Origin of the sequence: Streptomyces sp. WAC07094, from assembly GCF_036320405.1 — a bacterium.
Lineage (GTDB): Bacteria > Actinomycetota > Actinomycetes > Streptomycetales > Streptomycetaceae > Streptomyces > Streptomyces lannensis.
On the sequence record NZ_JAVMJZ010000001.1, the window covers coordinates 91,357 to 112,942 of the forward strand.

General features: G+C 68.1%; 20 protein-coding genes and 1 pseudogene. 7 read left to right on the forward strand and 14 right to left on the reverse strand.

Translation table 11 applies throughout. The annotated features are described in order from the left end of the window. Window positions 1-355: 355 nt before the first annotated feature. From RCR19_RS00440 to RCR19_RS00455, 4 genes are all read right to left on the reverse strand, one after another. Window positions 356-838: a VOC family protein gene (locus RCR19_RS00440; protein ID WP_331263161.1), complete on the reverse strand. Its 483-nt coding sequence runs from the start codon at window positions 836-838 to the stop codon at window positions 356-358. Window positions 839-956: 118 nt separating this feature from the next. Continuing rightward, the gene (locus RCR19_RS00445; RefSeq protein ID WP_331263162.1) at window positions 957-2,027 is read right to left on the reverse strand and encodes a ferritin-like protein; all 1,071 of its coding nucleotides are present in this window, start codon (window positions 2,025-2,027) and stop codon (window positions 957-959) included. Window positions 2,028-2,880: 853 nt separating this feature from the next. Continuing rightward, window positions 2,881-3,990: a CU044_5270 family protein gene (locus RCR19_RS00450; RefSeq protein ID WP_331263163.1), complete on the reverse strand. Its 1,110-nt coding sequence runs from the start codon at window positions 3,988-3,990 to the stop codon at window positions 2,881-2,883. Further along, window positions 3,987-4,604: an RNA polymerase sigma factor gene (locus RCR19_RS00455; RefSeq protein ID WP_331269305.1), complete on the reverse strand. Its 618-nt coding sequence runs from the start codon at window positions 4,602-4,604 to the stop codon at window positions 3,987-3,989. The genes RCR19_RS00450 and RCR19_RS00455 overlap by 4 nt, the downstream gene beginning before the upstream one ends. 388 nt (window positions 4,605-4,992) lie before the next feature. Here RCR19_RS00455 and RCR19_RS00460 point away from each other — a divergent pair, with 388 nt between their 5' ends. The 5 genes and pseudogenes from RCR19_RS00460 to RCR19_RS00480 all read left to right on the forward strand — a co-directional run bounded on the left by RCR19_RS00460 (window position 4,993) and on the right by RCR19_RS00480 (window position 9,487). After that, complete coding sequence (locus tag RCR19_RS00460) at window positions 4,993-5,364, forward strand: BlaI/MecI/CopY family transcriptional regulator (protein ID WP_331263164.1); 372 nt, start codon at window positions 4,993-4,995, stop codon at window positions 5,362-5,364. Continuing rightward, the gene (locus tag RCR19_RS00465; protein WP_331263165.1) at window positions 5,361-6,302 is read left to right on the forward strand and encodes a M56 family metallopeptidase; all 942 of its coding nucleotides are present in this window, start codon (window positions 5,361-5,363) and stop codon (window positions 6,300-6,302) included. Before RCR19_RS00460 ends, RCR19_RS00465 begins: the two co-directional genes overlap by 4 nt. A gap of 120 nt (window positions 6,303-6,422) precedes the next feature. Further along, on the forward strand, window positions 6,423-7,571 hold the full coding sequence (gene efeO, locus RCR19_RS00470) for an iron uptake system protein EfeO (protein ID WP_331263166.1): 1,149 nt from the start codon (window positions 6,423-6,425) through the stop codon (window positions 7,569-7,571). A gap of 150 nt (window positions 7,572-7,721) precedes the next feature. Further along, window positions 7,722-8,511 (forward strand): annotated as a pseudogene (gene efeU / locus RCR19_RS00475) (iron uptake transporter permease EfeU); the annotation flags it as partial. 136 nt (window positions 8,512-8,647) lie between these two features. Continuing rightward, window positions 8,648-9,487, forward strand: a complete 840-nt coding sequence (locus RCR19_RS00480; RefSeq protein ID WP_331263167.1) for a hypothetical protein — start codon at window positions 8,648-8,650, stop codon at window positions 9,485-9,487. Between the two features lie 245 nt (window positions 9,488-9,732). Here RCR19_RS00480 and RCR19_RS00485 read toward each other — a convergent pair whose 3' ends face one another. The 7 genes from RCR19_RS00485 to RCR19_RS00515 all read right to left on the reverse strand — a co-directional run bounded on the left by RCR19_RS00485 (window position 9,733) and on the right by RCR19_RS00515 (window position 15,993). Next, window positions 9,733-11,097: an ATP-binding protein gene (locus RCR19_RS00485; protein WP_331263168.1), complete on the reverse strand. Its 1,365-nt coding sequence runs from the start codon at window positions 11,095-11,097 to the stop codon at window positions 9,733-9,735. Between the two features lie 8 nt (window positions 11,098-11,105). Beyond that, window positions 11,106-11,768, reverse strand: a complete 663-nt coding sequence (locus tag RCR19_RS00490) for a response regulator transcription factor (protein WP_331263169.1) — start codon at window positions 11,766-11,768, stop codon at window positions 11,106-11,108. Continuing rightward, window positions 11,743-12,444 (reverse strand): phosphatase PAP2 family protein, encoded by a 702-nt coding sequence (locus tag RCR19_RS00495; RefSeq protein ID WP_331263170.1) that lies wholly within the window; start codon window positions 12,442-12,444, stop codon window positions 11,743-11,745. Before RCR19_RS00495 ends, RCR19_RS00490 begins: the two co-directional genes overlap by 26 nt. After that, window positions 12,441-13,046, reverse strand: coding sequence for a phosphatase PAP2 family protein (locus RCR19_RS00500; RefSeq protein WP_331263171.1), 606 nt, complete (start codon window positions 13,044-13,046; stop codon window positions 12,441-12,443). Before RCR19_RS00500 ends, RCR19_RS00495 begins: the two co-directional genes overlap by 4 nt. Beyond that, a complete protein-coding gene (locus RCR19_RS00505; RefSeq protein ID WP_331263172.1) occupies window positions 13,043-13,711 on the reverse strand; it encodes a DedA family protein in 669 nt (222 codons plus the stop codon). Before RCR19_RS00505 ends, RCR19_RS00500 begins: the two co-directional genes overlap by 4 nt. A gap of 141 nt (window positions 13,712-13,852) precedes the next feature. Then, window positions 13,853-14,581, reverse strand: coding sequence for a polysaccharide deacetylase family protein (locus RCR19_RS00510; RefSeq protein ID WP_331263173.1), 729 nt, complete (start codon window positions 14,579-14,581; stop codon window positions 13,853-13,855). Beyond that, window positions 14,578-15,993, reverse strand: a complete 1,416-nt coding sequence (locus RCR19_RS00515) for a glycosyltransferase (protein ID WP_331263174.1) — start codon at window positions 15,991-15,993, stop codon at window positions 14,578-14,580. The genes RCR19_RS00510 and RCR19_RS00515 overlap by 4 nt, the downstream gene beginning before the upstream one ends. 141 nt (window positions 15,994-16,134) lie before the next feature. Here RCR19_RS00515 and RCR19_RS00520 point away from each other — a divergent pair, with 141 nt between their 5' ends. Next, the gene (locus tag RCR19_RS00520) at window positions 16,135-16,545 is read left to right on the forward strand and encodes a BlaI/MecI/CopY family transcriptional regulator (RefSeq protein ID WP_331263175.1); all 411 of its coding nucleotides are present in this window, start codon (window positions 16,135-16,137) and stop codon (window positions 16,543-16,545) included. A gap of 19 nt (window positions 16,546-16,564) precedes the next feature. Further along, complete coding sequence (locus tag RCR19_RS00525) at window positions 16,565-17,503, forward strand: M56 family metallopeptidase (RefSeq protein ID WP_331263176.1); 939 nt, start codon at window positions 16,565-16,567, stop codon at window positions 17,501-17,503. A gap of 79 nt (window positions 17,504-17,582) precedes the next feature. Here RCR19_RS00525 and RCR19_RS00530 read toward each other — a convergent pair whose 3' ends face one another. The 3 genes from RCR19_RS00530 to RCR19_RS00540 form a co-directional block, all read right to left on the reverse strand. Beyond that, window positions 17,583-18,491 (reverse strand): hypothetical protein, encoded by a 909-nt coding sequence (locus RCR19_RS00530; protein WP_331263177.1) that lies wholly within the window; start codon window positions 18,489-18,491, stop codon window positions 17,583-17,585. 224 nt (window positions 18,492-18,715) lie between these two features. Then, a complete protein-coding gene (locus RCR19_RS00535) occupies window positions 18,716-19,132 on the reverse strand; it encodes a hypothetical protein (protein ID WP_331263178.1) in 417 nt (138 codons plus the stop codon). 627 nt (window positions 19,133-19,759) lie between these two features. Beyond that, window positions 19,760-21,313, reverse strand: coding sequence for a glycosyltransferase family 39 protein (locus tag RCR19_RS00540; protein WP_331263179.1), 1,554 nt, complete (start codon window positions 21,311-21,313; stop codon window positions 19,760-19,762). Window positions 21,314-21,586 lie beyond the last annotated feature (273 nt).

The following is a 21,586-nucleotide window of genomic DNA, read 5'->3' on the forward strand; positions in this document are numbered from 1 at the left end:
GTCCCGCCCCACCGCTCACCGACTCCTCTCACGACTGCGTCCGGTACCGCAGGCCCCCAGCCGCCGGGACGCGGCTGGGGCCACCTGCTCCGCACCTATGACCGAGCAGCCCTTCCAGACGTGACAATCACGTCCTGACGCTCGTGCACGCATGACTTCGCGCCGGGGTTTCCGACCGCGAGCCTCTTGTGCGCGGTGAGCATGTGTCGCTGAGGGTGATGTGTGGGAGGTGTCGACAGAGAGACGCCAGGCCGACGGAGGAGACGGCGCCGGTGCGGAAACCGCTTCTCAGGCGGGGCGCGGCGCTCGATCTGCGGACCATCGCGCTCCTTGGCGACGTCGGCGCGCCTCGGCGCTAAGCAACCGGTCCGTCCGTTGCACCTCCGTCGCCGTTCGGCCGGGCGGCCAGAATTCCTCTGAGCAGGCCGGTGGACTGGCCGACCTCGATGAGGTAGCCGTCGGGGTCGCGCAGATAGCAGCGCAGTTCGGAGGCGCGGTCGATGGGTTCGGTCAGGAAGTGGGCACCCTTCGCGACGGCGTGCGTGTAGAAGGAGGCCATGTCGGCCACGCGCACGTTCAGGAAGCTGGACACCCGATCGCCGTTCCGGGGGACTTCCAAAGTGACATCGGGCTTGTCGGGAGTCGGTCCTCCACCGGGGTTCATGATGATCCAGCTGTTGGCGACTTTCACGATTGCCGGGTTCTCCTCCATCACGACCTCGCCGCCGAAGACGTCCGCGTAGAAGCGCCGCGCGACCGCCACGTCGCGCACGGTCAGAAAGTAAGTGAGGAGGAGGCCGTGCTCGGGTACGGGGAGATCACCCTGGGAAGTCGTCATCGTTTTTGCCCTCCGTTGGCTTACGTGTTCCTGGATGTCGCTGCCTTCGCTGTGGGGTGGACGGCTCAATGCTTCGCACCGGCGAGCCGTCGGTGATGTTCGGCGGCTTCCGCGGGGCTCAACTGCGCAGTTCGGGTGTTACGTACTGGAACGTCGGACCGGCCGTGTTCTCGTCGCCGTCGAGGGTCTGCAGCAGGCTCTGCGCCTTTCCTTTGAGCATGTACATCGTGCCCATAGAGGCCCCGAGCGCCTGCGGCACGCCGTTGAACGTCTGCTCCAACTGCTGAAGCAGCGTGCAGTATGCCTGGTTGAACTGGGTTTGCACGCTCCGAATCGGATCGCCCACAGGGTGATCTTCGAGTCGGGGATTGGGACGCATCGGGTAGATGCCTTCGGGATCGACCACCACCGGTTCACCCGTGGGTCCGGTCTGCGGCGTGTCACCGGGCTGGTAGCGGCGGCCCAGCTTGAGCTCGAGGAAGCGGTAGTAGTGCGAGACCTCGTGACGCTCGGGGTGGAAGACGTCCTGGTCGCTGTCCCAGACTGCGCCGCGTTCCGTCCCCTCGCCCTGTTCGACGATTTCCTGCATCGCCGCCAGCGCCGAGGCGAGGTCGGTGACCGCGGTCAGCTTCCCGCTCGTGTGGCCGAAAGGCCCCGCCGTGACCTGTCGAGCCGGGTCACCGCTGAATACCTTCTGCTCGCCGAGCTCGGCGCAGAGGTGGCGCAGGCCCTGTTCGATCGCGTCGTAGAACTGCCCGATCGTCTCGTAATCGTCCCCCTCGGGCCCGGCGTCCGGCAGCGCGGGCTGCTCGAGACGAAGGAACATCTCCAGGGCATCGGGGCCGAACGGGAGGAGCGACAGCTGCATGGAGCGGTCGCCGTGAGGCAGGGCGCGCGGGTGGACCGGCAGCATGTGGGGTGCGTCCAGGACGGGTTGACCACCGACCGCGTTCAGGAGGTTCGCCGCCAGCGCGAGGTGCAGCATCTCCTCGACGAAGACCCCGCTCACGGCTTGGACGGCGTCCGGGTTCCGCTGCGGATCGAGCGAGTACAGGGCACAGAGGTAGGGCGGCAGCGTCGCGTGTTCCAGTTCGATCGCCCACTGAAGATGCTCACGCAGACTTTCGAGCGTCGTGATCGGTGCCTTGGCAGGCGTCTCGTCGATATTGCGCTGTGGTGAGTTGTTCAACGTCTTCTCACTTGGGTCGCCGACACGGGTGAGTACGACGGCAGTGGCTGTGGTGGGCCACCCGCCGTTCCCGTCCATCGGGAACGCTTCAACTGCCGCCTGCAACCTAGGACCGGGCGGCCGAAGGATCCGTGACGGCTTCGCGAGACCGGTGCGGGTGATCCATGTCACAGAGGCGCCGTGCCTGTACGGGCCTCGGGCACGCCGAGCAGGGAGCACTCGCAAACTGGAGTGCGACCAGAAGGGGAGGACTCTTGGGGGGCCGTGGGTTGCGGCCGCGCTCCCTCCACGGACGAGACCGTAATGTCCGATCAAACCCGCGGTGTGGGATCGGCGTTGTGGTGCAGAGTGTCCGCGCCGCGTTGCCTGCATCAAGGCCGGAACCTTCGTGTTGCCCACCGACACACCTCACGATCACCCGGCGCCGTCGGGTGCCACGTCAGCGGCGGCTGGTGGGCAGGCAGGCGGACACGGAGCCCAGGCGCGCAGTGGGCACATCGGCCCCCGACGGTAGGCAAGCGCACGAAAGCTCCTGGCGGACAGACGATCTTGGTCATGAACCCGTCCACCAGGAGCTTCTCCACATCCGAACGCTGCCCCCACCCCAACTACCGAATATCCGCGTCAGCTGGGAAAGGGTTCACGGCCTGTGCAAACGACAGCCTCGAACTGCCGGCCTGGCGTGTGGGCGCCCGGGCCCGTCACCGGCCCCGTGGGCAACGACGCGTCTCCTCGGGGCAGGGCCAGTGACAGGTGGCAGCCGGCCGGGCCTGAGGTGCCGAGGCGGCGGCTTGCACTGCTCCACCCGGGCGGCCGACGAGGGCGGCGCGTCGGGCACGGCAACGCCGTCGAGTCAGCTGTTCTGTCGGCTCGGCATCGACGTGTGCGCAGAGTTTCGAGTGGGCTCTTGGCCCGCCTTGTCGACCACTGCGTGTTCGAGCACCGCACTGCTGGAGAGCAGGGTGCCCTTCTTCCCGTACGAGGTGTCCTTGATCAGGTAGCTGCGGGTACCGAGGAGGGCGAGGTCGTCCTTGTCGAAGATCCATTCGGTGCGAGTGCCGGAAGCGGCATCGTCGCGGGCGATGCCGACACCTCGGCGGCCGATCGCATCGTGGGCCTGGGGCGCCGGTTCGACTCCCGGGATCCGGGCGGCAGCCTGGTAGAGGGCGGCAGCCGTCTGGGGCGGCATCACCTCACCGATGAGGCTGCCGATCTGCTCGAACACGGCCTGATTGTGCCCTTGGCCCCGGACCTTCGCCGTCTTCGGCGTCTTCGCGTCGAGATATGTCAGGAGCTTGTCCGGGTCGGTCGGCAAGGCGGCGAGCCACCGATAGGTGGGCCGGCTGAGGCCTGCCGGAGTGCCGTGCTCGTCCCCCAACTCGGCATTGATGGGGAAGGTTTCGCCGTCGACCCGGACCACACCGAGCTTGAGCTGTGGCCCCTGCTTCTGCGACTCCCAGGTCTCCATGTCCCTCAGTGGGCCGACTACGGCCTTGTTGGTGGTCAGATCCGCCTCGCGGATCTTGGCCCGCCTGTAGGTGAACTGGTCGTCGTGTACCGCAATGGCGTCGGTTTTCAGCGCAGCCTGGGAGATCCGGCCGAGAAGCGCGGCGGCGGGCCGCATGGTGTCGCTGGTGGTGGCGTGCTGCGACGGGCCCGCGGTGGCGGAGTGGCCCGCGTTGCCGGTAGCGGTGACGACCGTGAGCGCCACGGCGCCCATGGCCAATGCCGTGACCGGCACCATGACCGCGGGCCGCAGCAGCCGCCGGGAGGGACGGGTACTGGGCGTAGTCTGGGCATGACCGAGGGCCTGGTCGCGGTCGATCTGGCGCATTAGCAGTTCCTTGCAGTGTAGGTATTGCTCGCGCGGAACGTCCCACTCGGCCGGCGCCGGGAGCAGCCCGGCGATCTCGTCGGCGTCGGTGCGCCGGGCCTGGGAACGGCGGGTGTCATGGGTCGTCATACGGTTTCCTCCCGCACGGGCAGGGCCGCGAGTGCGGCTTCACTGATTACCTTTCCGCGAGGGGCCTGCGGTTCCATGTTCGTTCCCGGCCCTTCGTCGGTAAGCCGGGCCAGCTTGGCGCGGGCCCGCGACAGGCGCGAACGCACGGTGCCGACGGGGATACCAAGAGCCTCGGCAGTCTGCTGGTAGTCGAGGCCCGACCACACGCACAGGGAGAGCACTTCCCGTTCCGAACGGCGCAGTTGGCGCAGCGCGATCTGCACCGCACCCAGACGGCGCGCGTCGTCGATGCGTCCGTCGACCTCCGGCGCGAAATCGGTGACGGCGGGCGGCTGTGGCTGCCGGACCAGGAAGGCGAGGCGTCGGCGCGATCCGCGCCGGGCGTTCTCCGCCTTGTTGGTGGCGATGCCGAGGAGCCAGGGAACGAGCGAGCCTCCGTCGGCCTCAAGTCGCTCCCGTACCCGCCAAGCGGTCAAGAACGTCTCCGACATGATTTCTTCCGCCGTTGACCAGTCGCCCGTCAGCCGCAACCCGTGGTTGTAGACGGTCCGGGCGCACTGCTCGTACAGCTCGGCGAACGCGTCGCGTTCCCCGGCGCGCACACGTCGGCGCAGGTTGTTTTCCGAATCCCTCACAGTAGATACCTCTCCGCCGCCCGGGCGGCGTTCCTGTGACGTGCGCCATGTTCGGCGCCGCGAAGATGGAGATCCGGCGTGGGCAGATTCAACAAATCGTCGCACACAGCGTCGGGGCGTACTTCGGCAGCACGGACAAGCGCACGGCCGGGCTGTCCCAGCCGAACGTCTTCCGCGGTCCGGCGTTCAGCACGTCTCGTCGTCGGAACGTCGATCGCCAGGTCCGACGCCCCGGACCTGGCCCTAACCTGGTACGGGCGGTCTCGACGCGCACCGCGCGTCGGGGAGTCGAGAGTGACCACCGTTGCACCTACAGTGCAGTGGTCGATCCGTGTGCTGTGCATGATCCGAGAGAGGGGACTGGCCGGTGGCTGAGATCGACGGTGAGCGGCGGTCTGCGGGTGAGCTGGAGGCCAGTGTCCTCGCTGCACTGTGGGCGGCCGGCAGGCCTCAGTCAGCAGCGCAGGTCAGGGAGGCCATGCCACAGCCCTTGGCTCGGACGACCGTGGCGACGCTGCTCGCACGTCTGCACCAGAAGGGCCTCATCGACAGGCGTCCCGGCGGGCGCGGTTTCGTCTACTTCCCGATGGATGACGCACACGGTCTCACGGCTCGGCGGATGCATCACGAACTTGATCGGGACAGTGATCGCAGCATGGTGCTGGCCCGATTCGTCAAAGGGCTGAGCCAGGCCGACGAGGAGGAGCTGAGGCGGCTTCTCGAGGAAGGCGAACGATGATCGCACTGCTGCTCGTCCCGCTTGCCCTCCCCTGGTTACTGCCGCCTCTGGCCCGACGTACCGCGGAGCGAGTACGGCCGGACGTCGCCTTGTGGTCGATCACCGTCGTCTCCGCCGCACTCGCATTCGGCGTGGTGACGTGCTTGGGCGCACTGCTTCTTCCTCTCGCGCTACAGGTTCCTCGGTTCGCTGTCCTGGTGGATCTGATCCAGCCGCTCAAGGCCGGTCCTCAATCGCTGGTTCTGGGGGTTTCGGCGCTGGCTGCCGGTATTGCGGCCGTCACCGTTGTCGCCGGGGCGCGGCGCGTGACGTCGGAGGTGCGCCGTCTGCGTGCCGCCCGTGGGAATGTCGCCGCGCTTCCGGACGCCGGAGGGCTTTGTGTGGTGGATGACCCGCAGCCGGACGCTTATGCGCTGCCCGACGGCCTGCGTGGGCGGGGGCGGATCGTGGTGACCTCGGGCATGCTTCGCGCCTTGGGCGGTGACGAACGCGAGGTGCTCCTCGCTCATGAACGCGCCCATCTGGCCGGTCGGCATCACCTCTTTCTCGCTGCCGCACTCATCGCCGCTCAGTGCCATCCCGCGCTGGCCGCCGTCGTGCACCCCGTTTCCTTCGCGGCTGAGCGCGCCGCCGATGAGGTTGCCGCCCGCGAGGCAGGAGACCGGAGACTGACCGCGCATGCCGTAGGGCGCGCCGCTCTGGCCTCCGCTCGCCGGCGCGGAGGCACCCGGCTGCCGGTGGTGATTCCTGGAGCGGTGACGGGCCCGGTGCCCGCCCGTGTCAGGGCACTTCTCAGTGAGGCACCGACACGACGGTTCGTTCCGGCGTTGCTGGCCATGGTTCTGGTGTGCACCGGTGCCGCCGCGTCCTCCCTCGGCGGAGCCGCGCTCCTGCACCACGGCGTCGAGGTCGCCCAGGGTGAGATCCCCTCCCCCTGACATGCCACTCGCAAACGAAACTAAGGGCAGCCTTTCCTTACCGTCTACTGCTGTGTAGACTCAGCGGACGATCGGGCCTTCGCTCACGCCTTCCTTCCCGTGTGAAACGAGGCATCCTGCATGTCCGCGAATTCGCGATACCTGCTGACCTGCGCCGTCTCTGCCACGGCGGCCGTCGTATCGCTGTCGGGGTGCGCCCAGAAATCCGACGGCGGTGACGGATCGGTTCGGGTTACGGCGTCGCACTCCAAGTGCGAGGTCTCTCGGACGCAATTCCCCGCCGGCCATGTCACCGTGAGCATCGAGAACACCGGCTCGAAGGTGACCGAGGTATACGTGCCGTTCCCGGACGACCGGATCGCAGCGGAACGCGAGAACATCGGGCCGGGCACCAAGTCGTCGATCACGACAGAGATCAAGTTGGGCGAGTACCGGATTGCCTGCAAGCCAGGCATGAAGGGCGACGGCATCCGTCAGAAGGTGACGGTCACCGGCAGGAACGCAGCCGCCAAGCGGAGCCCTGAGGCCGACAGGGCGGTGGCTGCCTATCGCTCGTACGTCCTTGCGCAGGCTGAACAGACCCTTCCGCGGGCGCAGGCCTTCGCCGACGCCGTCAAGGCCGGAGACGTCGCGAGGGCGAAGAAGCTTTACGCACCCTCCCGGATCGGATGGGAACGCACCGAACCGGTCGCCGAGTCCTTCGGTGACATCGATCCGAAGGTCGACGTCCGCGAAGACGGCCTCGAGGCAGGCCAGGATCCGGCCACGGACTGGACCGGCTGGCACCGCCTGGAGAAGGCGCTCCGGCAAGGAGGGAAGATCGGCGCCCGCGAGAAGGAGCTCGCCGACCGGCTGATGTCCGACCTGAACACGTGGGTGAAGAAGGTCGGCGCCGCGGAGATCACCCCGACATCGATGGCGAACGGCGCCAAGAGCCTGCTGGACGAGGTCGCTCGCAACAAGGTCACCGGCGAAGAAGAGCGTCACTCCCACACCGACCTGGTGGACTTCAAGGGCAACCTCGAGGGCGCTCAACAGTCCTACGAGCTTCTCAAGCCGGTCGCCTCCAGGAACGACATCGGTTTGACCAGGGAACTCGACAGTCAATTCGTCGCGCTGTCCCAGCTGTTGGAGAAGTTCCGCACCGGCGGCGACTACACCTACGCCTCCTACGACACAGTCACCGCGCCCCAGCGCAAGGAACTCTCCGACGGAGTGAATGCGCTGGCCGAGCCGCTCTCGAAGCTGGCCGCCGCCGTCGTGAAGTGAGCCGCCGCACACCACGGGCGTGAGGTCAACACATCTCACCGGGAAAGGCGCGTCCGTCCCCTTCGCAGCGCGCAGTCGCGTGAGGGACGCCTGCTCTTCGCCCAACGACGCGCCAGACACCAATGACTTCAACCGACGGAAGGACTCGGCGTGTTCGCCAATTACCTGAGCGGCCTGCGTGAGGGGCTGGAAGCCGGCCTCGTCGTCTGCATACTCGTCGCGTACCTGGTCAAGAGCGGCAACCGGCGACAGCTGCTTCCCGTGTGGGTGGGGGTCGCGCTGGCCGTGTTCCTCAGCCTGGCCTTCGGCGCCCTCCTGCAATTCGGTTCCTCGACGCTCACCTTCCAGGCTCAAGAAGCCCTCGGCGGCACCCTGTCCATCCTGTCGGTAGCCCTGGTGACCTGGATGGTCTTCTGGATGCGGCGCACCGCACGCCATCTGAGGAGCGAGCTTCAAGGCAAGCTCGACGCGGCCCTGGCCGTCGGCACCGGCGCGCTGGTGGTGACCTCATTCTTCGCCGTGGGACGGGAGGGCCTGGAAACGTCCCTTTTCATCTGGACCGCCGTACAAGCCACGGGTGACGGCATCCGCCCGCTGATCGGCGCGCTGCTGGGGCTCGCCACCTCCGCCGCGCTTGGATGGCCGTTCTACAAGGGCGCCCTGCGGATCAATCTGGCCAGGTTCTTCCGGTGGACCGGAGCCATGCTGGTCGTCGTTGCCGCCGGCGTCCTCGCGTACGGCATTCACGACCTCCAGGAAGCCGGCTTCCTGCCCGGACTGAACGATCTCGCCTTCGACATCGGCACCACCCTCCCCCCCTGACTCCTGGTACGGCACACTCCTCAAGGGTGTCTTCAACTTCCAGCCCGATCCCACCGTGCTCCAGATCATCATCTGGACGCTGTACCTGGCCCCCGTGATGGCCGTGTTCCTCGCTCCCCAGCGCACCGGCACCGCGTCCCGGCCTCGTCAGCCGATCAGCGGGCCGACGGCCGAGTAGTGCAGGTCGGGCCGGACGGTCAGGGGCCCGCAGCAGTCAGGATGCGTTCAGGTGTCCGATGGCACGGTCGGGAACCATGACATATGAAACCCCTGGAAACACCGCACTTCCCGCGGTCGACGAACCGGCCCCTCCGCAGCGCGCTGTGTCGCGCCTCAACAAGGTGCCCGAAGTCACCGTCTACTTCTGGATCATCAAGGTTCTGTGCACCACGGTCGGCGAAACCGCGGCCGATCTGCTGAACTCCGACGCAGGACTGGGCTTGACCGGTGTATCGGTGCTGATGAGTGCCCTGCTGGCCGTTGTGCTGGTCGTACAGTTCCGCACGCGGGCCTACCGCCCCGGGATCTACTGGCTCGCCGTGGCCCTCATCAGCGTCGTCGGCACGCTGATCAGCGACAACCTCACCGACAACATGGGTGTGCCGCTGGAGACCAGCACCATCGTGTTCGCCCTGCTCCTCGCGATCGTGTTCCTGGTCTGGTATCGGCGCGAGCGCACGCTGTCGATTCACCACATCGACTCCACCGGCCGCGAGTCCTTCTACTGGCTCGCCGTCCTGTTCACCTTCGCCCTGGGCACTGCGGCCGGCGACCTCGTCTCCGAGCGCATGTCCCTCGGCTACTGGCTGTCGGCCGTACTGTTCGCCATCGGCATCGCCGCGGTCGCCCTGGCGCGATTCGCGCTGGATCTGAACGCGGTCGGCAGCTTCTGGATCGCCTACATCCTGACCCGTCCGCTCGGCGCCTCCATCGGCGACTACTTGTCCCAGCCGACCGCCGACGGCGGACTGGGGATCGGTACCGTGGTGACCAGCGTGCTGTTCCTCGCGGTCATCCTCGGCCTCGTGGTGTATCTCGCAGTGACGCGTAGGGACGTCACGGAGCACAAGCCGGTCAACCGGCCCGCGGCCTGAGCGGTTGATCAGCAGGCGACCATGCCGCGTCCCGAAGATCCGGCAGAGGTCGCCGCTCACCCGACTCCGGGGCGCTCGTCACCGATCACGACGGGTGCCCCGCCGCTCTACGAACCCACGGAGGTTGCCCGGCCGGGTACCGTCACCCGCGTCCGGTCTCCGGTCGTCACCGACGCTGCGCCGGATATGCGTCCCTCCTGTGCCCGGATCACGGCCTCCGCTACCGTTCGCGGCGCGGATGCCGGTCAGCCTGCCGGCAGACTGACGGTGAACTTGGCCCCAGGTGCATGGGCGGAGTCGTAGGACACTTCACCGCCCACAGCCCGGGCGAGACGTCGCGCGAGCGGCAACCCCAGGCCGGCGCCGTCGTGCCCGTCGTCGGCGTCGGCACGCCGTCCTGGCTGGAACAGGTCGGCGATGAACGTCTGCGGCACACCGGGGCCGTCGTCGACGACATCGATCCGCACTGCGCCCGGGATGCCTCGCGCAGAGACCTTCACGCTTGAACGTGCATAGCGAACAGCGTTGGTGAGCAATGGGCTGACGATGCGTTCGAGAAGGGCGGGCGGAACTCCCACCTCGAGCACCGAGGACTCGGCCTCTACGACCCCGTGTACCTGATCCGGTGTCCCTGCGTGTTGAATCATGCGGCCCAGCACCGATACGACGTCCGAGGTTCCGGGCACGGCCGCCGGATTGCGCGCGCTCTCTCGGGCGTCGTTCAAGAGGGTGTCGCAGATCAGGCGCATGGCCTGAGCCGCCTCCGCAATCACCGCTTGAATGGCGCGCGTCTCCTCGGCGGAGCGCGGACGGCGTCTCCACCAGTCGAGTTCGGTGACGATCCGGGTGAGCGGGGTGCGCAGTTCGTGGGACAGCTCGGCGGTCAACTGCTGTTCGTATCGCAGCGCGGTCCGTATGCGATCCAGGAGCGCGTCCAATGAGGTGCCCAGCCGGGTGAGTTCCGCCGGGTGATCCTTGGCACCGAAGCGGTCGTCGGAGTGCACGGCACTCCACTGAGTGGCCTGATCGGTCATCACCCGTACGGGACGAAGGGCCCGGGCGACAGACAGACGTGTGAGCATGTAAGTGCACAGCAGCATCACGGCATCCAGCACCAGCGAGCCCAGGAGCAGCGTGTCGGCCGAACTGCGGTAGGGGCCGAGGTCCAGGGCGGTCACGACCACGGCACCACCGCTCCCACCCGACAAGGGCTCGGAACACAATCGCACAGGCCGGTCACCGCGGGCGGTCACGGTCGTGCAGGCGCGCCCTGACTGTGCGGCCAACCGGTCGACGGCTCGGGACAGCGGCCCGGCGGAGGCAGCCGACGGCGGCTTCTCCAGGAGACGCCCACCGTCGAGGATCCATACGTTCGTATCGAGGAGGCGGTCATTGACCGTTTCCAGTACACGTACGTGGGAGCCGCTCGTGTCGACGGTGGTGGCTACTGCGGCTGCCCGGTTGCGCAGTTCGTCGTCCGCCTGGTGCCGCAGGTGCCGGTCCATCGTCACGTTGAACAGGACGGTCAGGACCGCCATCAGCAGCGATGCGGCCGTCAGGGCCACGAGGGAAAGGCGCCCCCGCAGGGTTCGAGGCGCCAGGCGTGTCATGAGTCCTTTCATGACAGGCGGTGTCCGATTCCGCGGGAAGTACCGATGGTCAGGTCGCTGCCCGCCTCGCGCAGCTTTCGTCGTAGCCGGCTCAGGTACTGGTCCAGGGTGTTGTCACTCACGTGCGCTCCTTCGGGCCAGGCGGCCCGGACCAGGTCTCTGCGGCGCACGATGGTGCCGTCGGCGGCGGTGAGTGTGGCCAGTAGCCGGAATTCCGTCGGGGACAGGCCGATGCGGGCTCCCGGTGCGGACATGCTGTGGTTCACCGCGTCGAGGACGAGATCGCCGGCCGACATCGCGGTCTGCGGGGCCGCTCGCTTGAGAAGGGCCTTGATCCGAGCGATGAGTTCGGCCGGGTGGAACGGCTTGACCAGGTAGTCGTCGCCGCCGGCGGCGAAACCGGACAGACGGTCCGTGATCTGATGGCGGGCGGTCAGGAAGATGACAGGGGCCACAAAGCCGTTTGCGCGCATCGCTTGGCACACGTCCCGCCCGTCCGCGTCGGGTAGCCCGACGTCCAGGACGGCCGCCGCGATATCGTCCGTGGCAAGTCGAAGGGCACTCGCGCCGTCGGCGGCGACGATGGGGATGAGGTCCTCGTCGGACAGAAATCGGCGCAGCACATCGCGCAGGGCGTGATCATCTTCAACGGTGAGGATTTTGGGGTGCATGGTCCTCCGCCGGTCTTTGGCCCACCGTGTCACTTTGCCTGAACGAGTCCGGGAGCCACCGGGCAAGGGCCCACAGGCAGGCTCCCAGCCAGCCGACCGCGAACAGCCATCCGCCGAGGACGTCGGTGAACCAGTGCACTCCGAGGTAGATGCGGGTCAGGCCGACGAGCAGTGCCCAACAGCCGATGAAGATCCGCAGCGGCGTCCCGCCGCGCGGGGCCCACAGCGACACGGCGGCGATCAGCACTCCGGCGGCGAGGGCGGACGTCGTGGTGTGGCCCGAGGGGAACGCCCAACGCGTTGCGTGCGCCGCCCAGTCCGTTGTGGGGGGCCGGGATCGATGGACGAGCTGCATCACTTCGAATCGCAGGGTTTGGCCCACTGCGAGGCAAGCGAGACAGAGCACGGTGGTGAGCACGCGCTGCTTCGGTGACCGTCCTGCGAGGAGGCCTGCCAGGACGGCAAGGACATAGGGGACGGCGCCGGTTCCTGTGGCGGTCACACCGCGTGCCACAGTCACGGCGAGATGCGGGCGGTGTGCGACCGACCACGACAGGAACCGGTCGTCCAGCCAGCGCGGCGCATCGGCGTGGACGGCAGCGGCGAGGATCGCGAACGCGGTCCCGGCGCCGAGGGCGGCCCACCCGGCCGGGCCGGAGACATCGCGGCGGCTCATGAGGCGAGCAGCAGTTCGCCGAGACGTCTGGAGGCGAGCCGCCGGGCCAAACTGTCTGATTGTCGTCGTACGACGAACGTCGCGGCCCACGCCACCAGTCCGCCGACGAGCACGCCCGCCAGGACGTCATGGGGATAGTGCAGGCCGACCCAGACCCGGGAGCCCGCCATCGCCACGGCTGCGACCCCCGCGACCGCACCGAGGAGGCGCGAGACGAACAGCAGAGCCACGGCGGCGGCCGCGGCGATGGCCGCATGGTTGCTGGGGAACGACCAGTCGCCGTGTGCCGGGCAGGCATCCAGCGTTGTCACCTGAAGGCTCTGGCAGGGGCGGTTCTCCCGTACGACCGCCTTCAGGACCATGTCCACTCCGTATGAGACAACCACGACGACCGGTACGGCCAGCGTCGTGACCGCGGCCGCCGGGCTGACCCGCCGGGCGCGCCACCAGCCGATGACGGCCAGGACGGCGAACACCAGGAGTCCGTACGTCGACCAGACCGACACCGTGTCGTCGAGCCAGTCGGCCGAGTGATGCGCGCGGACAACGACGTCCGCGTAGAGGGAACCGTCGATGGCCGACCCGTCGAAGGCGAGGATCACTTGTGCCTCGCCTTCGGCCTGGCGCTTTGCCGGGATCGCAGGACTTCGCTGAGCAGCGGGATCAGCGACACCACGACGATCAACGCGATCAGAGGCAAAAGGTAGTGGTCGACGTTCGGGATCGAGGACCCCAGCACATACCCTGCGAGCGTGACGCCGACGGCCCAGACGAGGCCACCGATCGCCTGCCACAGCGTGAAGGTCCGCACGGGAACTTCGAGCGCGCCCGCCATCGGGTTGAGCACGGTCCGCACAACCGGGATGAATCTCGCCAGGACGATCGCCTTGGCGTACCCGTAGCGCTCCAAGAGCTCTTCGGCCCGCTTCATGCCGTCGTGCAAACGCTGCGAACGACTGCGGGCGACCAGCGCTCCCCCCGCCCGGCGGCCGATCAGATAGCCGCACTGCGCGCCGGCCAGGGCACCGACGGCGGCCGAGACGAGCAGCGGTGTCAGCGACAGCTGCACGGCCCGGTCCGCCGTCCCCGTGCACAGGAGCCCTGCCGTGAACAGCAAGGAGTCTCCTGGCAGGAAGAACCCGATGAGCAGACCCGTCTCCGCGAACAGCACCACACCCACGCCCACCACGCCGAAGGCGGTCAGCAGAGATTGGGCGTCCAGTACGTTCACGGCGAGCTGCGAGGCCAGGTGCGGCGGTGTGGTCATTCAGCGAAAGCCTTTCCCTATGGCCTTGAGGTGAGCAGTCGGGCACACAATGATCGACTACAGCAAGGTAGACGGTCTACAGCACTGTAGACGATCGAGGGCGGTGATGCGTTCCCGGCGAGGACGTGTCTTCGCGGACGCTCACAACCACCCGTGCTCACTCAGAGGACCGACTTCGTGGCGGCGCTGCTCACATGTGTCGAGAATGCGCGGCAGCGCACCCAGCGCAGAGCGCCACGCCCCGGGTGCGGAGGTGCAGTCGGAATCGTGGAGCAGGATGGTTCCGCCTCCGTCCAGGTCGGCCGTGACCGTGCGGTGGACGGACTGCGGCGTCGCCCTGGCAGTCCAGTCCTCTCCCCAGCACGTCCACAGCACGGGAGTGAGCTCCAGGCGCCGGGCGGCGTGGTGGGCGCACGTCGACATGACGCCGTACGGGGGACGGAAGAGCCTGGGTCGCTCGCCCGTGATCGCGGCGAGGGTGTCGCGGGCCCGGGCCAGGTCGTCGTACGCGGCTCCAGGGCCACGCAGGAGCAGCGGTCGGTGCAGCCAGCCGTGCACTCCTATCTCGTGACCGGCGGCCACGATCTCCTGGACCAATCCGGGAGACCGCCGCGCCGCCCTGCCCAGCATGAAGAAGGTCGCACGGATGTTCCGCTCGTCGAGCACCTTCAGGAAGAACGGGGTGGAAAGGGGGTCGGGTCCGTCGTCGAAGGTCAGGGCCACGTGATCCGGGCGGCCCCGACCCGAGAGGCGGGGCATGAGCCGCCTGCGCAGCGGCCCGAAAGTGGAGATCACCGGGGCGGCGTGGGCGACGGCCAGAGTGGGGAGGGCCGCCAGTGCGGCGGTGCGAACCAGTCGGGTGGCGGTCACGAGCGATGTCCTTCGGATCGGTGGCCGGGAGGGAGGTCGTCCAGGTCGAGGCTGTGGCCGATGGTGTGCACGAGGCCGGGGGCGTCGTGCGTCGTCGCGAATCCGGCTCCCACGGCGCACGCCCATACCGCGCCCGCGAGGGCCGCGGTGGTGGTGACGCGTGGGCGCAGTGCGAGACGTCGACGGGCGAGAGGCCGGCGGCGGGGGCGCGAGGGCGGTGCGGAGCTTTGCGGGGAAGTCCCCGAGAGGCACAAGCGGGCGATCTCGGCTGCCGGACCCTCACCCGGGGCCCTCGCGAACAGGTCTAGACCCACTTCGCGTTGGTGCTGCCCGAGCGATCCGTCGATGAGGTCGCAGAGCACCTTCTTGAGGTCGTCGGCGTTACGGACCCACACGGCTGCACCGGCTTCGTCGAGCGCGGCGGCATTGGTCAGGCCATGGCCGGGTATGCAGCGGTAGCTCGCGACGGGCAGGCCTGCGGCGAACGCTTCCAGAGAGGTCAGGCCGCCCGCGTTCTGCACGAGGACGTCAGCGGCATGCATCAGGGCCGGCATGTCGTCGACCCAGCCGAAGACGTGCTCGATCCCATCGGCACGCAGTCGCGCCGCGAGCGCCTCGTTGCGCCCACAGACGACAACCGGCACAGCGGCACCGCAGTCGCGCAGCTCCTTGGCGACCTGCCGGACCGGCCCCACGCCCCAGGAGCCGGCGACCAGCAAGGCCAGCGGCGTCTTCTCCGGTAGACCGAAGTCGGCGCGCCCCCGGTCGCGATCCTCCCTGGCCCCCGGCCGGAAACGCGGATCGGTGACCGGTCCGCACGTTCGCACGTCCCGCGCCCCGGCTGCCCGTGCCTGGCGAGCCGGCACCGCATGAGCAGCCAGGTGGACGTCCACCCCGTCCGCCACCCACAGCGGATGCACGGAGAAGTCGGTCAGATAGGTCAGGACGGGGACCGTCAGCCGTCCGCCCAGCCGCAGATTGCCCAGCACACGGCTGGCCCCGGGGTAGGTCGAGACGACCGCGCCGGTATCCGGAGGCAGAGCGCGGAGGACCCGTTCCTCTGCAGACCGGAGCAGCGTCCGCGCCACCCGACCACCTCCTCCGGCGCGCTCGGTGCTGGAGTAGATCCGCTGGTAAGCCCATGGCGCACGGACGAGCATCCGGTGGTAGATCTCCTGGACAGCCTGTCCGAGCCTCACGGGCAACAGATCCAGCAGGTCGAACCGGTCCACTCTGAGTCCGTCGCCCTCGAGGCGCCGGGCCAGCTCGGCGGCGGCACCGTCGTGGCCGGCGCCGACGCTCGCAGAGATGATGGCGACGCGCCCAGGGAGCGTCGCCTGCGCCCAGGGGGCCGGGACCGGTGCAGGACTCGCGGCCGCGGGGCGCGGAAGCGTACGTCCGATGTGAGGCATGAGCTGCTCCTCCGCCCGACGGGGGCTGCAGAATCTACAAGATGTAGTAGTTCGCGCTTCGAAGCCCGGAGCATACCTCCTACAACTAGTAGTAGACATGCCGGGTAGCCTGTGCTGACACGGCAGGAGGGAAGGCGGACGGTGAGCGACCCCAACGGCGAGGAGACACCCGGCGGATCCGGCAGGCGGGCGCGCGGCGAACTGGAGAGCGATGTACTTGCCGCACTTTGGGCTGCCGACCGCCCACTGACCGCCGGTCAGGTTCGGGAGCGACTGCGAGGCGACCTCGCCTACACCACCGTGCTGACGATCCTGTCGCGCCTTTACGACAAGGGCGTGCTCCTCCGGCACCGTGAGGGCCGCGGGTACGCGTACACACCGGCGTCGGACGAGGCTTCGCACACCGCGCAGCGCATGCGGACACTGCTGGACAGCGGCTCGGATCGAGAGGCGGTGCTGACCCGCTTCGTCTCGGAGCTCTCCGAGCAGGACGAAGAACTACTGCATCACCTGCTGTCCGAACACGACCCCAGCGACAGTGACGGGCCCTGAGGCACCAGGTTGTGACGACGTGTTGATCAGTGTGTACATTCCCTTCGCCGTAACCGCCGTGCTCACGGCGCTCGCGCCGCGCATGGCACGCCGGCTCGCGCCACGCCCGGCCGCCTGGGCCCTGGCCTGCGCCGCCCTCGTCACCGCGGGCGGCTGGACGGGCTCACTGGCGTTGCTGGCCTTCACCGGCGTGGCACAGATCCCCCAAGTCGCGGCGGAGGGTCACTGGTCGGTGGCCGCCCTGCGGGACGACGATCCCGTGTACCTCGGCGTCGCTGCCGCCAGCGCGCTCGTGCTGGCAGCCGGCCTGATATCCCTGGGGATCGCAGCCCTCAGCCAGACTCGCCACGTCATCAGGGCCCGCCGGGAATGCACTCGCCTGCCTGGCGACACGGAGTTGGCCGTACTCGACGACGACACTCCCCTGGCCTTCGCCCTGCCGGGCAGTCCGGGAAGGATCGTGGTGTCCCGGGGCATGCTCAAGTGCCTGGGCGACGGCGAGCGCCACGCGCTGCTGACGCACGAGCGGGCCCATCTGCGGGGAAAGCACCATGTCTTCAAGACCATCTGGCGGCTTACGTCTGCCGTGAACCCGCTGCTGCGTCCCCTGGCCCACACCGGCGCCTTCGTCCTGGAACGCTGGGCCGACGAAGAGGCCGCCGCGCAGACCGGCGATCGTGTGATGGTCGCCCGTGCCGTCGGTCGCGCCGCGCTCGCGTCCGCCGGTGCGCCCCGCCCCGCCGCACTGGCCGCGACCGGCGGCGAAGTCCCACAGCGCGTACGCGCCCTGCTGGGCCCCCCACCGGCACGCCGGCCCCTGCCCTTCGCAGCCGGCGCCCTGCTGCTGATTCTGTGCTGTATCAGCCTGGTCAACGCGGCATCCGACAGCGACGAATTGGTTGATGACGCGCAGTGGCACCATGCGCAACACACAACCGTGCCACAGATTCGCGGATGACGTACCGTGCCCACTCGCGGTGGTACGTGCCCCCCTCTTCCCCGCCGCCAAAGGAAACACGGCTGCACCTGTTTCACCCTCAACTCGCCCGCCGAGCAGGCGAGTCCTGCCCCGATGCCGGCCAGTCGGTCGTCTTCCGTTCTCGCATGTGCCCGTAAGCCACCAGAGCCGACAGGACGGCAAGCAGAACCACCGACGAGCCGATCGTGCCGAGGTTCAAGCCGCCCTTGGCGACCGGCTTGGTGAGGAAATCACCCGCCGTGGCGCCAAGCGGCCGGGTGAGAACGAAAGCAATCCAGAACAGCAGGGTGTTCGGCACCGGAACCTTCATCAACGCCACCAGCACCGCCAGTGCCCCCACCACCAATAGTGCGCCGCCTCCGTAGCCAAGGCCGGAACTGTCGGACAGAAAGTCACCCATCGACGTTCCGAGCGTGTTGGACACAAGGATCGCCGCCCAGAAAAGAGTCTCGCCTCGGAACGTGACGATGTCGCGGATCTGGAAAGTCATGCCACTCAGCTTCCACACGAAGAAAATCGCGAGGAGGATCGAGACGAGGATCGCGGCTCCTGTCGGGTAGCCCATGCCGAGGCCCTGCGGCCCCCAGCCGAGCGAACTCGTCCCGCTGGAGAGGTACTCGGCACTCGCGTCCCGGTTCATGAAATCGGACATCGTGGTGCCGGCCATGCTGGTCGAGAGGATCACGGTCCAGTAGAAAAACGGCTGGTAATGACCGGACCGCAACTGAACCACCAGCGTGACCACGAAGACCAGGAAGAGCACGATCGTGGTGAGGAAATAGCCGATCTGCAGCGTCTGTGCGAAAAGGTCACCGGCCGTCTCACCCAGTGTCGTCGCGGCGATCTTCATGACCCAAAAGGCCACAGTGACCTCGGGCAGTTTCTTCATCACCGACTTACCGGTACCTGAGGTTGCCTTCGCGCCCGCCGCGTCGCCGTCGGCGATGATGCTCGACCGCTTCACCATCGATCACTCCCGTCTGATTTTCCGACAGGGCGCCAGCTCCCCGCGGCAGGAGCTGGCACCCTCCGAAAAATATCCAACCATAAGGAGCGATCAATTCAATTGGCCAGGACCGCCGCAACCTGAAAGCATCCTGAAAGCCGGTCGGCCACCGGCGAACTGAACAAACGGATACGACCGGTTCGATAATCGCCGAAGTTTTCGATCCCGAAGCGACCTGATGGCCTTCAGCACTTGTCGTCGACGAGTTCGCCGAAGTCTCCCGCGCTCATGGCCCGGTCGTCGGCCCAGACCTGGCCCGGCTGGAGGGAGGCGAGGTCGTCGGCCGTGAAGTAGACGTGGGCCATGTAGCCACCGGCCCCGTGGAATCTCAGCGCGTAGGTCCGGTCGGGCAGCAGGGTCTGTCTGCCGAAGGTTTGGACGCGCCACTCCGGTGGTGGGGAGAAGAGCGGGAAGACGACACCTCCGTGGTTCGTCGCTCCCCATGCCTCCCACCCGCTGTCTTCCTCGAGGGCCTGGTCTTCGTCCGGATCATCGGTGCCGGTCGCGGCATGTCGGGAGGTCGAGGAAGAGCCGATCGAGCCAAGTGATGCTTCCTCGACTGCGGCTTCGCCCTCGTCAAGGGTCCAGCTCCCCAGACGCATCCCCGAAAGGGTCTCGCCCCCTTCGCACGGCCGCAGTTCGGCCACCGGCCGCCCGTCGTTTCCGTTTCGCACTGCTACGAGCGGCCGGTCAGGGGGGCTGCAGCCGCTCATCATGGTGAGCCCCAACGCCAGGCACGCTGCCGCACACACACGTTTCATTCCGACCCCCCTTCTGATGCTTACTTCGAGAGGTTCGGTCCGTCCGGAGGTGGAGTCGAGTTCCGTACGGTCTCGGTTCGGACTCGTGTACGTGCAAGCCCCCTGCGCCGAACACGCCGGCCGGAGTGTCCGGAGCACAAGGACGTTGCGCGACGATCGCCGCCCAGATCCGCAGCGGTGGCCTACCCCCCGCACGACGGCGACTATCCGCAATCTCGCGGCCAGCGTGTTCTTCCAGGCCGGCCAAACCAACATCGCCGCTGCCTGCCGCCGCACCGCCCGCCACGGCCGTCGCGCCGTTCTTCTTTCGAGATCGCCACCCGGCCCGATCTGCGTAACCGCATCAGCCACCCAGTTGCTGAAGCCGAAGGTTCGGGGACGGCATCAAGGGTCTGTACAAGCACGAGGGCACCGACTGGTCAACACGGCATGCACCACCGCACGTCACTTTCCGCGCAGGAGGGAGTGTCATGCGTAGGTGCGCAGCTCGGGCCACATCTCGCCCCAGGGGCGTCGGGGGTCGGTGCATACGTAGACATGGCCGCCCCACTCGATGTTGTGCACCCCATCAGGATCGGAGAGTGTGGCGGCGACACGGACGTGCCGGAAGTAGTGGCGCAGTCGGGCGGCGTAGTCAGGGGCGTAGTCGGGGCCAGGGGCGATCGCCACCACGGTCGTGGCGTGCGTCTTGCCGGGACCCCACCACCAGTCGGTGTTCTGGGCGCCCACGGCCGTGGGCAGCCCGGCGCCGCGCCCCAGTTCGTTGATGGCGCCGGACTCGCCGTAGTCCGCCGCGAAGATCACCGCGTTTGCGCGCTGTCCCGCCGGGAGCCCGGTCCACACCCGCCCCACGGTGCCGACCAGTTGGGACCAACCCAGCATCTCCCCCGAGTTCGAGCTGATGCCGTACGTCCAGCCCACGTCGGACGGCGGTAGCAGCGGCAGGACGATCACGGCGGACAGCGTGGCCGAGACGGCGGTTCCCACCATCAGGCCCCGCAGCTGTTCCGGGCGTGAGTGCAGCCACCCGTCGAGTCCCACAGCTCCGGCGGCCAGCAGGCACACATACAACCCGGCCAGGTAGTACACCTGTGCTCCGGTCGTCACGGCGAACAGCACGAACAACACTGCGTACGCGATCACCAGGCACTGCCACAGCGGCCGACCGGACCTCCACAGGAACTTGAGGCCCGCCACCCACAGCACGACCATCGCCAGGCAGGACATGCCCAGCTGCCCCACGATCCAGGTGAAGATGTTGCCTGCGCCTCCGTGCTCCCCGTTAAGCGCCTGAGTCATCGCGAACATCGCCCAACCGTGCTGCGACTGCCACCACAGGTCGGGAAGCACAATGACCGCTGCGATCAACGCGCCCGCGAGCAACCACCGGTCGACCACGCTCCGGCGAGCCGGGCCGAGCACCGTCGCCGCCAGCAGGACGGCCCCGAAAATCGCCGCGAGATGGTTGAACTCCGCGCCGATGCCCACCAGCGCTCCCACGGCGAGCCACCACCGCGTGTCGCCCGTGCGGCCGATCCGCACGACCACGAACGCGATCGCCGCCCACGCCAGCACCTCGTACGACGTTGTGTTGGCGACGTGAGCGCTGCCCAGCAGCACGGGCATGGTGCCCGTCGCGATCGCCGCGAGCAACTGAGCCCTCCGCGCGCCGCCGAACTCCCGCGCGGTCAGCCCGCCCACGACCACCGTGCCCGCGGCGGCCAATGCGGGCCAAAGCCGCAAGCCTTCCGCCGAAACCCCGAAGAGAGACAGCGAAACCCGGGCCAGCAGCGGCGCGAGCGCAGGCTGGTCCACATAGCTCGCCTGCAGGTGTCGGGCGCAGTCCAGGAAGTAGAGCTCGTCGCGGTGGAAGCCGTAGCGCGAGGACAACACCATCAGCACGGCGAAGACCACACCTGCGACGACGAACACCCTCCGGTCTACGGGGGCGATCCCTCCGCCGCTCTCCTCCCCTGCCCCCTCCGAGCTCCCCACGTCCGCCACATCCGCCGCGTCCGCCATCCCCGCACCCCCGGTTCTCGGCCCCTCGGTCACGTCGTCCACGCGACCGGCGCGGCCCGGCGCGCACGGCTGCCGGGCCGCTCGTACCTTACGCACCCGGTCTGCACGGGTTGAAGCGCCCTCGGGCCGCTTCGGTCGACGGCCGGTCCAGTCCCGATCGGAACAGCGACGCTTCCGTACGCGGTGCCCTGCGTGCCACGGGCCGGGGGATTGCCAAGCAGTCCATATGACCCCTTCTTCGCGCCGAGATCGGCGCTGTCGGAGCAGTTGTTC

Bases quoted from the DNA above. Each gene is read 5' to 3' on its own strand.
- RCR19_RS00440 (WP_331263161.1), bottom strand. From the start codon at position 838: ATGACGACTTCCCAGGGTGATCTCCCCGTACCCGAGCACGGCCTCCTC.
- RCR19_RS00450 (WP_331263163.1), bottom strand. From the start codon at position 3,990: ATGACGACCCATGACACCCGCCGTTCCCAGGCCCGGCGCACCGACGCC.
- RCR19_RS00465 (WP_331263165.1), top strand. From the start codon at position 5,361: ATGATCGCACTGCTGCTCGTCCCGCTTGCCCTCCCCTGGTTACTGCCG.
- efeO (WP_331263166.1), top strand. From the start codon at position 6,423: ATGTCCGCGAATTCGCGATACCTGCTGACCTGCGCCGTCTCTGCCACG.
- RCR19_RS00480 (WP_331263167.1), top strand. From the start codon at position 8,648: ATGACATATGAAACCCCTGGAAACACCGCACTTCCCGCGGTCGACGAA.
- RCR19_RS00485 (WP_331263168.1), bottom strand. From the start codon at position 11,097: ATGACACGCCTGGCGCCTCGAACCCTGCGGGGGCGCCTTTCCCTCGTG.
- RCR19_RS00490 (WP_331263169.1), bottom strand. From the start codon at position 11,768: ATGCACCCCAAAATCCTCACCGTTGAAGATGATCACGCCCTGCGCGAT.
- RCR19_RS00495 (WP_331263170.1), bottom strand. From the start codon at position 12,444: ATGAGCCGCCGCGATGTCTCCGGCCCGGCCGGGTGGGCCGCCCTCGGC.
- RCR19_RS00505 (WP_331263172.1), bottom strand. From the start codon at position 13,711: ATGACCACACCGCCGCACCTGGCCTCGCAGCTCGCCGTGAACGTACTG.
- RCR19_RS00515 (WP_331263174.1), bottom strand. From the start codon at position 15,993: ATGCCTCACATCGGACGTACGCTTCCGCGCCCCGCGGCCGCGAGTCCT.
- RCR19_RS00530 (WP_331263177.1), bottom strand. From the start codon at position 18,491: ATGGTGAAGCGGTCGAGCATCATCGCCGACGGCGACGCGGCGGGCGCG.
- RCR19_RS00535 (WP_331263178.1), bottom strand. From the start codon at position 19,132: ATGCGTCTGGGGAGCTGGACCCTTGACGAGGGCGAAGCCGCAGTCGAG.
- RCR19_RS00540 (WP_331263179.1), bottom strand. From the start codon at position 21,313: ATGGCGGACGCGGCGGATGTGGCGGACGTGGGGAGCTCGGAGGGGGCA.